Below are 12070 nucleotides of genomic sequence, written 5' to 3' on the forward strand. Positions count from 1 at the left end.
AACATATCAATTCGAACGTATCATGTATTATACAGTATCAGGAAAGAGCGTCAAATTCGGCGGGTTCAAGGAGAGCCCCATGGCCGATCGACTGACCGAAACCTTCGACCCGATTTCGCTCGAGATATACTGGGGCCGGCTGATATCGATCGCCGACGAAGCCGCGACCAGCCTGGTGAGGACCGCGTTCTCGACGATCGTGCGCGAGTCCAACGACTATGCCACAGTGATCATGGACCGCAACGGCGACAGCATCTGCGAGAACACTGGCGGCATCGCCTCATTCTCCTGCATCCTGCCGAAAACAACCAAGATCTTCCTCGACAAGTTCCCGCTGGAAAGCTGGCGGCCCGGTGACGCGGTGATCACCAACGACCCATGGCTGGCGACCGGCCATCTGCCCGACTTCACCGTTGTCACGCCGATCTTCCACCAGGGCTCTCTGATCGGCTTTGCCGGCTGCATCTCGCACTCGCCCGATGTCGGCGGATCGCTGTGGGCTGCGGACTGCCATGAGCTGTTCGAGGAGGGTATCCGCATTCTGCCGGCCCATCTGCTACGCGCCGGTGAATGGAACGGCACGCTGCTCGACATCCTGCTCGGCAATGTACGCGTGCCGCGCCAGGTCCTCGGCGATCTCGAAGCCCAGGTCGTGGCCAATGACGTTGCTGTACGCCGCATCGTCGAGTTCCTCGATGATACGGGTTTGTCCGATCTCCAGGCGCTCTCCGCGACTTTGCAGCGCCGGTCGGAAGCAGCCATGCGCAAGGCGATCGAAAGTGTTCCCGACGGCGTCTATAGCGCCACGCTGGACGCCGACGGGTTTGACGAGCAACTGACGCGCATCGTCTGCACCGTGACGGTGTCGGGCGACACCATGCATATCGACTATGCCGGCACGTCGTCGCAGATCAATCGCGGCATCAACTGCGTCCTCAACTACACGCACGCCTATTCGGTCTATCCGATCAAATGCGCGCTCGACCCGCTTTCGCCGAGGAACGAGGGATCCTATCGCGCGATCACCGTGTCCGCGCCGGAAAGGTCGATCCTCAATCCGGTCTTTCCCGCCCCCGTAGGCGCCAGGCAGTTGACCGGGCATTTGCTGGCCGGCGTCATTTATCAGGCGCTCAGCACGGCGCTGCCCGACAAGATCATCGCCGACTGCGGCGGAGCGCCCAGCATGCGCGCGCTGTTCAGCGGCGCCAACCGGGACGGCTCGTCGTTTTCGCAGGTGCTGTTCGCCAGCGGCGGCATGGGCGCGGGGCCGCATCAGGATGGTCTTTCCACCACCGCGTTTCCGACCAATGTCGGCGCCGGCAGCATCGAGGCCTATGAAAGCGTAGCGCCACTCCTGGTCTGGAAGAAGGGGTTGCGGACCGACAGCGGTGGCGCGGGCAGACAGCGTGGCGGTCTCGGCCAGGAGGTCGTGATCGAACTGTGCACCGAGGCTCCCGCCCGCCTCTCGTTGCTGTCCGATCGGCACAATCATCCCGCCGTGGGAATTCTCGGCGGACTACCAGGCGCACCGTCCGTGATCGCTTTTGAAGACGGCACCAAGCCGCATCCGAAGTCGCGCAGCGTCGTCCAGCCGGGCCGCCGGATCACGCTGCTTTATGCCGGCGGCGGCGGCTATGGCGATCCACGATCCCGCGACCGCGCCGCCGTGCTGGCCGACGTCGCAGATGGCTATGTATCCAGCGAAGCAGCCAAGCTGCACTATGGGGTGGAGTGAGATCATGGCTTCGACACAGCGATTGGCGCGCATCGGCGTCGATGTCGGCGGAACGTTCACAGACCTCGTTCTCTACGACCCATCCCGCCAACTGGCACTTACGGGCAAGCTCCTGACTACGCCGGAGGATCCCTCGATCGCCATCATAAACGGCATCAAGCGCATCCTCTCCGAGGCCGGTCTGCAACCCTCCGATCTTCAAAGCGTCGTCCATGGCACGACACTGGTGACCAACACCATCATCGAGCGGACCGGCGCGGTAGTCGGGCTCATCACCACGTCCGGCTTCAGGGACACGATCGAGATCGGTCGTGAGACCCGCTACGATCTCTACGACCTCTTCCTTGAGATGCCGCCCGTGATCGTGCCGCGCGCGCGACGGCTCGAGGTTGCGGAGCGCGTCACCTCCGAAGGCGAGGTCCTCGTCGATCTCGACGAAGACGCCGTTGCCACGGCCGCGCGCCAGTTGGTAGAAGACAGCAAGGCAGAAGCGCTGGCGATCTCCTTCCTGCATTCCTATCGCTCGGACCGGCATGAACAGCGCGCCGCCAAGATCGTGCGTGCGCTGTACCCGTCGCTGCCGCTGTCGCTGTCGTCGCAAGTGGCGCCCGAGATCCGCGAATTCGAACGCACCACCACGACATGCGCGAATGCCTATGTGCAGCCGCTCATGCACCGCTATCTCGACAAACTGGAAGCTGAACTGGTGGAAGTAGGTTTTGCCGGACGCCTCCACATCATGTTGTCGAGCGGTGGCATCACCACAGTGCGCGAGGCAAAGGCTTTTCCGATCCGCCTGATCGAATCCGGCCCGGCCGCCGGCGCGATGGCGGCGTCATTTATCTCCAGGATCGCCGGCCTCGATCGCGTCATCTCCTTTGACATGGGCGGCACCACAGCCAAGATCTGCCTGATCGAGGATGGCCAGCCGGACCATAAGTTCGACTTCGAGGCGGGTCGCGTCCGCCGCTTCCAGAAGGGGTCGGGATTGCCGTTGAAAGTATCGGTCGTCGACATGATCGAGATCGGCGCGGGCGGCGGCAGCCTGGCGCGCGTCGACACAGCGTCCGGATTGCTCAAAGTCGGCCCGCGCAGCGCCGGATCTGTGCCGGGACCTGTCTGCTATGGCCGCGGCGGTGACCAGCCGACCGTCACCGATGCCGATCTGGTGCTCGGACGCCTCGATCCGGCATACTTCCTCGGTGGTGAACTGGAGCTTGACGTGGCCCGCGTCCGTAGGGCCTTCGACGACAAGATCTCGACCGCCATCAGTCTCGACGTGGATGAGGCAGCGCTTGGCGTGCAGCGCATCGTCGACGAGACGATGGCCGCCGCAACGCGGATGCACCTCGCTGAAAAAGGCAAGGATCCCCGCAAATACACCCTGGTTGCCTTCGGCGGCGCTGGCCCGGTCCACGCCTTCAACCTGGCAAGACTGCTCAAGGTCGAGAAGATGGTGGTGCCGCTGGGCGCCGGTGTCGCATCGGCGCTCGGCTTCCTGGTCGCGCCGCCAGCGACCGATATGGTCCGCACCAAGGTCTCTCGCCTGGACGCGGTCGATTGGGCTGCGATCAACGCGCTGTACGCCGACATGAAAGCCGAGGGCGTGAATCTGCTTCGAGAGGCCGGCGCCATCGAGGAACAGATTACCTTCAAGGCAACCGCGGAAATGCGGCACCGGGGGCAAGGGTTTGAAATCCCGGTGACCTTGCCGCCGCTGGTTCTTTCCGACGAGCATCTCGGCGCGATACGGGACATTTTCTTCGCCAGCTATCGCGCGCAATTCGGGCGGATCCTGGAAGACAGTCCGATCGAGGTGTTGAACTGGCGGCTGGCGTGCTCGGCGGCGGGCACCGACATCAGCATTGGCCTGGGGCATGGGGTGGCGGGCGCAACGCTCGAGGACGCGCGACGGGGAACCCGAAAGGTCAAGTTCGAAGGCCATGGTTGGTTGGATTGTGCTATCTACAACCGGTATCTACTGCCGGCCGGCTGTAAATTTCCCGGGCCTGCTTTGGTCGAGGAGCGAGAATCGACCTGTGTCATCGGGCCGGATTCGCTGGTTCTCGTCGACAGCGCCAGCAATCTGATCATTGATCTGTCACGCCGACAGGCCGCACAAACTCGCGTTGCCTGAGAAAACTCTCCATGATCCGGTGGTTGGGGGCTTAGGAACGACCTACATCTGCCAACAGAGCAACATCGAGAGAGAGCCGAGGCGCAATGTCCGACCATGACCATAATCACGGCTCTCTCGAGCACGCTGCGACTGCCACCGAGCGTTGGAAACATGATGGCATCAGGGTCATCAAAGGTGACCGGCTCGACCCGAACACCGCGCAGACTCCCGGCATGTTCCGGCAGGCGGCAATCAATCACGCCCGTGTCGGGGCCCAGAAACTATGGGCGGGCACTGTGGCTATCGAGCCCAACGCCAAGACAGGAGTCCATCACCACGGAGCACTGGAAAGCGTGATCTTCGTGCTTCGTGGCAAGGCCCGTATGCGCTGGGGTGACAAGCTCGAATACATGGCCGAGGCAGGTCCCGGTGATTTCATCTTCGTACCGCCTTATGTACCGCATCAGGAGATCAACGCAGATCCGGACAATGTGCTCGAATGCGTTCTCGTGCGCTCCGACAATGAGGCTGTCGTGGTCAACATCACTGATGTCGAACCTGTCGAGAAGCCTGAAGAGGTCTACTGGATAGATCCGATCCATCGAACTGGGGGATGATTGCAGATGATCCAAGCGCGGTGTCGCCCAGCAACGAGCGCAAAGTCGCTCGCGCTGTCTCGTCCGTCTGCCTGAAGAATGGGAAATCGCTGCCGGGAAGTGCGAAGGCACTCACCCAGTCACTGCTGGCAAAGGCACCGATGGCCTGCCGATGCAAATTTGTTCGACCATTGGCATTGACCAGGAAATTGCCGGGTTGGGCGACGCGTAGTCGTCCCGTCGAGCGCATGCCGGTTTCGTTCTGATATCGCCGTTCTGCGCCGTCGCCGGATATCGCAAGCGAGCGCAGCGCCGGATTGCTGCTGTTGTCCACCGTTGGGTGGGCGATGCGCGCTTCGATAAGCGCGGTCGCTTTCACGTGCACGTCCGGCAGTGCGCTCCTGCCAACAAAAACACCGCGCCCGCCGTCAAGCTCGACGCGGGTTCCAGGCCCCAGAAAGGTGACTATGCCAGCCCGACGCAGGGCAAGCAGCTTCTGCTGAGCCGCTGGAGAAGGGCCAATGGCGATGGAACAGAAGAACGGATACCAATCCTGATAAACCTCGTCGAGCAGGGAATCACCGTTCCAAGTGTCAAACGTTCGTGCTGTCGCGATGACGCTTTGGACGCCGCGCATTGCCATGCGGAGCGCCGTGGTGGTGCTGTCGTGCCGGTGGCGTCGCAGATTGTCGGTGATGTAGTCATCCACCGTAGCCTGATAGGCGCACCATGAGCCGGCGAAGTGGCGGCCAAAGGGATGGCGCAGCCTCTCGATGTCAAACCGGTGCGAGGGATCCGGGATCGCCTCGCGCAGGAGCGTCTCGTACGCCTCGGATCCAAGAACCGTCGCATCGAATTCCCTTGCGAAATCCGCCCAGTCCCGCGTTACCCGCTCCGGGAAAGCGGCGAAGAGCTCGGCATAGGTCCGGCGTGTCAGGTCGCGCACGATCAGCGGCCAGAAATCGCGCCGGAATGACAGCGAGGGCCCACTTTCGGCTATCCGTTTCGCTGCGGCGAGCGTGAAATCCGTGGGCTTCGTCTCGGGTCCCTTGAGCGCAAGGCTTGGAACCGTATGCAGAGGAACACCCTTGCGCGAGCCGAGGAAGATTCGCGGCTCGCGGCCGCTTGGATGATAGACGAACTCGCCTTCGGCGGTCGGCACATGCACACCGCCGCGATGCTCCGTCAGAAGCGAAACGGCATCGCCTGCCGTAAGACCGAGGCCCCTGATGATGACATCGGTACCGGGAGCGATGCCGGAGACGAGTTCAGCCGAAGCCGGCTGCGGCGGCACATAGACGAGGCCATGCGATGCGGCGAAATCGGCCAGCCGGCGCTCGTCGGAACTGAGTTCGGCCTCGCAATGACCGACCGTATAGATGACCGCGTCGACCGACCCGATCGTCTCACCCGTGTCGAGCACCACGTCCTGGCGAGAAGCAGGGTCGCCATTGACGCGCGTCACCCGCGCCCGATGCGTGATGACGCGAACCGACGCCGGGGCGGTTTCGACGACATGTCGGTATGCCCAATCGAGATAGATCGCCATCAACCGACGTGTCGGGAAGGATTGCGGGCTGGTCGCCTCGATCTCGGCGAGGATGGCGTCGTCCGTCCAGCCCGGCAGGGCGATTTCACCTGAGCGGACGCTATCGAGCCATCCGAGGAATGTAAGCTTCATCGGATCGCCGGCGGGCAGTGGGCCTTCGCCCGTGAAACCGCCATCGGGAAAGATGGTGATGTCATAGGCCTGCGAATTGAGCTCCAGCACGGCCGCCTGGTCGTAGCGCCAGATCCGCCCCGGACCGGCGGGATAGGGATCGATCACGTGGATATCGAAGCTGAACCCCGGAGCGATGGCCGCGATGTTGCGTGTCAGGCGCTCGAGATAACCGAGCCCGGCGGGGCCAGCACCGATGATCGCGATCGTCCTGCGTCCTGCGGGAGCGGGCACATGATCGGCCTCCTTCCATTCGGATTCGACGTTGAAATCGCGATCGCGGTCTCGATTGAAAGCCTCCACCACCGCCTCCTTGGGTCAACGCGACGGAAGTCCGCGCCGGGCCAGGACATCCCGTGCGCTCTCTCGGCCTTCCATACCCTCCACGCCACGCACTCGGCGCAGCACGGACGCGACCCAGCTGTGAGGATTGCCCTGGCTTAGGTAATAGGCGCCGATCCGGGTTTCGAAGGCCTGGATCGCCTCCGGGGCCGGGGCTTCATATTGTTCATGATGCAGCACCGCCCCTTGCGGCAGGCGTGGCTTGATGCCGGCCCGGTCGCTCGGGTTGCGGCGGCCGATCGAAAGCCCGACGAGCGGAAACGTATGAGGCGGCAGGCCGAGTTCCTCGGCAATCGGTTCCAGATTGTTGCGGATCGCGCCGACATAACAGGCGCCATATCCCAGAGACTCGGCCGCGATCATGGCGTTCTGAGCGGCGAGCGCCGCATCGACAACGGTCGAGATCGTGCTGTCGAAGAATTCGGTGCCCGCGGACGGTGCCTCGTTCCAATCCGCGATCGCCCGGGCACGTGCCCAATCCGCCACCCAGACGAGGAAGATCGGCGCATCGCGCACGAACTGCTGATCCGCCGCCAATGTCGCGATCCGATTCTTGCGGTTCTTGTCGCGGACAAGGACCACGCTCCAGTTCTGGAAATTGAGGCCCGTCGATGCTGACTGGGCCGCGGCGACGATGAATCGAATGTCCTCGTCGCTGACCGGCTGGTCGGGAAGGAAGCTGCGAACCGAATGGTGGCGAAGGATCAGCTCGATCGTGGCGTTGGGTGGGAGCCTGCGGTCGAGTGCAGGATCACCATAGCGGCGCTGCAACAGCCTGTCCGCGGTCGGTGGCGGCGAATCCTGGCAAGGATCGGGGAAAAGACTCGCAATGTCTGGATCCTCGGGCAAAAGCGATTTGGCGCCGGCGGTGAAATCGCCGACCTCGGGGTGTGCACTCGTCAAAGGGAATTGCCTTTCAAATAATCCTGGATGTCGAGATGAAGCGTTCAGAACGGACTGTCTTGAGGAGAAGGTTAGTCCTTCTGGCTCGTGCAAGAAATCGACTAGAGTGTCGGGATATATCGGACAATTCATCCGAAATGGACGCGGAATGGAGAAGCACTCATGGAGGGCCTGAGTTCGCTCAGCCTGTTTGTTCGGGCTGCTGAAACACGCAGCTTCACTGTCGCGGGTCGCCATCTGGGCGTGTCGTCGTCCGGTGTAGGCAAAGCTGTGGCGCGGCTCGAGGAGCGCCTGGGCGTCCGCCTGTTCCACCGGAGCACCCGCAGCATCACGCTGACGGTGGAAGGCGCCCGTTTTCTCGAACGCTGCCAGCGTATCCTGGTCGAAATCGAAGCGGCAGAGCAGGAGCTGTCGCAATCCAAGGGCGCGCCAACCGGCCGGCTTCGCGTGAGCCTGCCGCTCGTGGGCATGCTGATGATGCCGATGCTGACCCGCTTCATGCGCGCCTATCCGGAAGTGGAACTGGACATCGATTTTTCAGATCGTCTTGTCGATGTGATCGAGGAAGGTTTTGATGTCGTGGTTAGGACCGGCGACGCCAGTGATTCACGGTTGATCACGCGTGTGCTTGGTACCTTCCAGCATAATCTCGTCGGCGCACCCGCCTACTTCCAGGAGTTCGGCATTCCCGAGACACCGGAGGAGCTCGTGCGGCATGCCTGTCTGCATCACAAATATCCGACGACCGGCAAGCTTTCGCCGTGGCGGCTGCGGCGCGGCAATGTCGACTTCGAACTTGACCTGCCAAAGACGACCGTGGTGAGCACGATCGAGCCGCTGATCTATATGGCCGAGCAAGGGCTTGGCATAGCCTACTTGCCGGAATACGCCATCAGGCGGCAGCTCGGCGAAGGCAGGCTGGTAGCGGTCCTCAGGGATCACGTGCGTCATCTCGGCACGTTTCGTGCCTTGTGGCCGTCGGGCGGCTACGTGACGCCCAAGGTCCGAGTGTTCGTGAATTTCCTTGCCGACAACATGCTCTCAGGCTCGGCCCGGCCTGACGCCGTGGCGGCATGAGGTCCAGTCTCGGGATCGTATGCCGCCAGTTGATGGAGTGTCCTGCGCGCGGCATCGCTGTCGTGGTCAACGTTACCTTTTATCGGAGCCGGACGTTCGCGCATCACGCCGCGCAGACGCGTGATTACGATACCCGCGATCGCCGCGATGTAGGGCGCCATCAGCACGAATTGCGGCGGGATCTGAAAAGACTGAAGCCGATCGCCGAGAGCGCCGAACGTCCCGAACAGGAAGGCGGCGCCGGCCGTACCCCAGGGAAGAGAGCCACCGAACAGCGTTGCCGCAAGACCAAGAAAGCCCCGGCCGGATGTCATGTCCGGAATGAAGAAGTGCAATTTGTCCATCGAGAGCTGCGCGCCGGCAAGACCTGCCAGCAAGCCGCTAGCCAGGATCGCGGAAATCTTGATCCGTGGCACGCTGACGCCAGCCGCGACGGCCGCATGCTCACTCTCACCGACTGCGCGCAGGGCATAGCCAAAGGGTGTACGATAGAGCACGAATGCGCTGAGCGGAATCGCCGCGAGCGCGGCAAAGACCACTATGCTCTGCTGCTCCAGCGCCGGGCCGATATAGGGGATGGCGAAGAGAGGATTGTAAGGCAGCCGCCAGAGATCCGGGAAGGCATCCGGCCTGAGGCCGCCGGGATCCTGATAAACCTGCTCGAGCAGAAACAGCGTGCCGCCAGCTGCGAGTATGTTCAGCCCGATGCCGGCGACGATGAAGTCGGCGCGCAAGACGATCGCGACGAAGGCGAAAACCAGGGACATGCCGACCCCGGCGCCGATTGCCGCGACAATCGCGAGGCCGGCGCTATCGGTCGCCTGACCGACGACAATCGCAGCGAACGCCGCGACCAGCATCATGCCTTCGATGGCGATGTTGAGGATGTTCGCCCGCATGGTGATCATCGCGGCCAACGCGGCAAGCAGGATCGGCGTGGCTTGCTCGAGGATCGAAGCGAGAAAGAGCGTGATATCCATCGAATGTCTCAGCCCGGCTCGCGGCCGCGACGAAGGCGCACAGTCATGAGAAGCACCAGGAATCCGGTGAGCAGGCCGACAAGCGATCGCGGCACGTCGGTGTCGATCTGCATGTAGCCGGCGCCATTGAGGATAAGCGCGTAGAACGCAGCCGTCGCCAGCACACCGATCGGATGGATTCCGCCGAGGAGAGCCACCGTCATCCCCATCAGGCCGAAGCCAGGCGAAAAATTCTGCTCGAAACGATGGCCGAGGCCGAGCACGCAGAAGGCGCCGGCCAGCCCCGACAAGCCGCCCGAGACCAACATGGCGGTCAGGATCTGCCGCTCGGCCTTGATGCCCACCGCTTCGGCGAAACGGAGGTTGAGGCCAGTGGCGCGCAGATTGACGCCCCATTCGGTGCGAAACAGTGCGACCCAGGCGAGCGGCGCCAGAAGCACCGAGATGGCCGCGCCGATCGTTGCTCCCGGCAGGCCGGGAATCTCCGGGATCCAGGCGCCTTTCGAAACCGTGTAGCTCATGGCACCACCGAGCGCGGCTGGATCGCGCAATGGGTTGGTCACCAGATATTCGGTGAAGAGGAGGGCTACGAAATTGAACATCAACGTCGTGACCACCTCGTTGACTCCGAGACGGAGCTTCAAGAGGCCGGGGATGAAGGCCCAGAGGCCGCCAGCCGCGATGCCCGCGGCGAGCGAAAGCACGATCAACAGTGGACCTGGGGCGTTGGGAAACTCCAACGCCGTAACGGTTACCGCCATCGCGCCGAGATAGAGCTGTCCCTCGGCACCGGCATTGAAGATGCCGGCCCTGAAGGCGAAAACGATGCCGAGCCCGATCAGCAGCAAGGGCATCATGCGATTGAGGAAGAGGGCGAAATTGGACGCGGAATCGAAATTCGCGAACAAGAGGTCGCGGTACGCGAGCACGGCGTCGCCACCGATTCCCAGAATGAGCAGAAATCCCCCGGCGAGCACAAGCGCGATAGCACCGAGCGGTCCGGTGATGCTGGGAAACAGCGCCTTCAACCGCGAGAACATCATGCGGCCTCGCTGTCGGTGCCGTTCATGAGTAGCCCAACCTCTTCTTCCGTAGCGCCCGCACGACCCAGGATACGCTGGATCCGGCCGCGATAGATGACGGCGATTCTGTTCGAGAGCGCGAAGATTTCGGACAATTCGGACGAAATGAGAAGGATGGCGCAACCACGATCGGCCGCAGCCAGAATCTGGCGGTGAACGAACTCGGTGGCGCCGATATCGAGCCCGCGTGTCGGCTGCGCCACCACCAAAACAGACGGTGTCTTTTCCATTTCCCGGGCGATGACGACCTTCTGCATGTTGCCACCCGAAAGCCGTCCGACAGCGAGCGCCGGCTTGGCGCCCCTGATGTCGTACTGGCGGATTTTCTGTTCCGCGAAATCGTCGCGGGCGGCGATCTGCAAAAGGCCATTGCTGGCGAGGCGCCGCCTGCGATAATTGCCGGCAGCGACATTCTCGGCGATCGTCATGGTGGCGCTGAGCCCGCGATCGAGCCGATCCTCGGGAATGAAGCCGAGCCCCAGCGAACGCCGCAGATGCGCGGCAGCATGGCTTACATCGTTGGCCCCGATCATGATCGTGCCGGCCTGCGTCGGGCGCAGGCCGGCGACCGCTTCGCCAAGCTCGGTCTGGCCGTTGCCGTCGACACCCGCGACACCGAGAATTTCGCCGGCATGGACTTTCAGGCTCACCCGGTCGAGCAGTCGCCGCCCCAGGGCCGTTGTCATGATCAAGTTTGAAAGAACCAGGACGGGCGCACCGCGCACCGTGCCAGTGACGTCGCGGCGCGGCGGCGATAGATCGCGGCCCACCATGTCGCGCGCTATATCGGCTTCGGAAAGGCCGGCCGTCGGTCTCGTCGAAATGCTGCGGCCATGCCGCAATACGGTGACACGGTCGGAAACCGCCTTCACCTCGTTGAGCTTGTGGGTGATGAACAGGATCGTGCGCCCGCGCGCCCGAAGACCCTTGATGATCGCGAGCAATTCCTCGACCTCGCGAGGCGTCAGCACTGCGGTGGGTTCGTCCAGGATGAGGATGCGGGCATCGAAAACGAGTGCCTTCAGGATTTCGACGCGTTGGCGCTGGCCGACCGACAGTCGGGCGACCTGCGCATCAGGATCAAGATCGAACCGATAGCGTGTGATGAGCCCTTGGGCTCGCTCGCGCATCGCCCGCCGGTTCGTGACGAGCCCCAGATGGCGAGGCTGACGATTAAGGAATAGGTTTTCGGCCACGCTCATGGATGGCACCAGCTTGAAATGCTGATGCACCATGCCAATCCCCGCCCGGTCCGCGTCGCGTGGATCCTGGAAACCTATCAGGGTGCCGTTGAGCCTCATCTCGCCGGCATCCGGACGCAGTATGCCGGCGAGGATGTTCATAAGCGTGCTCTTGCCGGCTCCGTTCTCGCCACAGATCACGTGGACCTCACCGGCCTCGACAGCCAGATCGACGTGCGCGAGCGCGATCTTGTCGCCAAAACTCCTGACGATCCCCTTGAGCTCCAGCAAAGGCGGGGTGGGGTGCGGCACGGACATGGACGGACCTCGTCGAG

9 protein-coding genes are annotated in these 12070 nt (G+C 62.8%); 4 read left to right on the top strand and 5 right to left on the bottom strand.

The window, feature by feature from the left end:
• The first annotated feature begins 79 nt into the window (after positions 1 to 79).
• The 3 genes from NKJ67_RS03145 to NKJ67_RS03155 all read left to right on the top strand — a co-directional run bounded on the left by NKJ67_RS03145 (position 80) and on the right by NKJ67_RS03155 (position 4471).
• Positions 80 to 1735 carry a hydantoinase B/oxoprolinase family protein gene (locus tag NKJ67_RS03145; RefSeq protein WP_352580414.1) on the top strand — a complete coding sequence of 552 codons (1656 nt, stop codon included), beginning with the start codon at positions 80 to 82 and terminating at the stop codon, positions 1733 to 1735.
• A gap of 4 nt (positions 1736 to 1739) precedes the next feature.
• Entirely contained in the window at positions 1740 to 3872 is a 2133-nt protein-coding gene (locus tag NKJ67_RS03150) for a hydantoinase/oxoprolinase family protein (protein WP_352580415.1), read from the top strand.
• Positions 3873 to 3958: 86 nt separating this feature from the next.
• Positions 3959 to 4471 (top strand): cupin domain-containing protein, encoded by a 513-nt coding sequence (locus NKJ67_RS03155; protein WP_352580416.1) that lies wholly within the window; start codon positions 3959 to 3961, stop codon positions 4469 to 4471.
• On the opposite strand, the gene NKJ67_RS03160 is transcribed toward NKJ67_RS03155, so the two are convergent.
• Both NKJ67_RS03160 and NKJ67_RS03165 read right to left on the bottom strand, forming a co-directional pair.
• Positions 4398 to 6473 carry an FAD/NAD(P)-binding protein gene (locus NKJ67_RS03160; RefSeq protein ID WP_352580417.1) on the bottom strand — a complete coding sequence of 692 codons (2076 nt, stop codon included), beginning with the start codon at positions 6471 to 6473 and terminating at the stop codon, positions 4398 to 4400. The two genes, NKJ67_RS03155 and NKJ67_RS03160, sit on opposite strands and share 74 nt — an antisense overlap.
• A 15-nt stretch (positions 6474 to 6488) precedes the next feature.
• The gene (locus NKJ67_RS03165) at positions 6489 to 7652 is read right to left on the bottom strand and encodes an NADPH-dependent oxidoreductase (RefSeq protein ID WP_352580419.1); all 1164 of its coding nucleotides are present in this window, start codon (positions 7650 to 7652) and stop codon (positions 6489 to 6491) included.
• Here NKJ67_RS03165 and NKJ67_RS03170 point away from each other — a divergent pair.
• Positions 7578 to 8492 carry a LysR family transcriptional regulator gene (locus tag NKJ67_RS03170; protein WP_352580421.1) on the top strand — a complete coding sequence of 305 codons (915 nt, stop codon included), beginning with the start codon at positions 7578 to 7580 and terminating at the stop codon, positions 8490 to 8492. The genes NKJ67_RS03165 and NKJ67_RS03170 overlap by 75 nt on opposite strands.
• On the opposite strand, the gene NKJ67_RS03175 is transcribed toward NKJ67_RS03170, so the two are convergent.
• From NKJ67_RS03175 to NKJ67_RS03185, 3 genes are read right to left on the bottom strand one after another with little or no spacing between them, the layout of a single operon-like run.
• On the bottom strand, positions 8402 to 9472 hold the full coding sequence (locus tag NKJ67_RS03175) for an ABC transporter permease (RefSeq protein ID WP_352580422.1): 1071 nt from the start codon (positions 9470 to 9472) through the stop codon (positions 8402 to 8404). The two genes, NKJ67_RS03170 and NKJ67_RS03175, sit on opposite strands and share 91 nt — an antisense overlap.
• 8 nt (positions 9473 to 9480) lie before the next feature.
• A complete protein-coding gene (locus NKJ67_RS03180; RefSeq protein WP_352580423.1) occupies positions 9481 to 10515 on the bottom strand; it encodes an ABC transporter permease in 1035 nt (344 codons plus the stop codon).
• Positions 10512 to 12053, bottom strand: a complete 1542-nt coding sequence (locus NKJ67_RS03185) for an ABC transporter ATP-binding protein (protein WP_352580425.1) — start codon at positions 12051 to 12053, stop codon at positions 10512 to 10514. The genes NKJ67_RS03180 and NKJ67_RS03185 overlap by 4 nt, the downstream gene beginning before the upstream one ends.
• Between the last annotated feature and the right edge of the window lie 17 nt (positions 12054 to 12070).

The organism is Mesorhizobium sp. M0088, assembly GCF_040322895.1.
Taxonomy (GTDB): Bacteria; Pseudomonadota; Alphaproteobacteria; order Rhizobiales; family Rhizobiaceae; genus Mesorhizobium.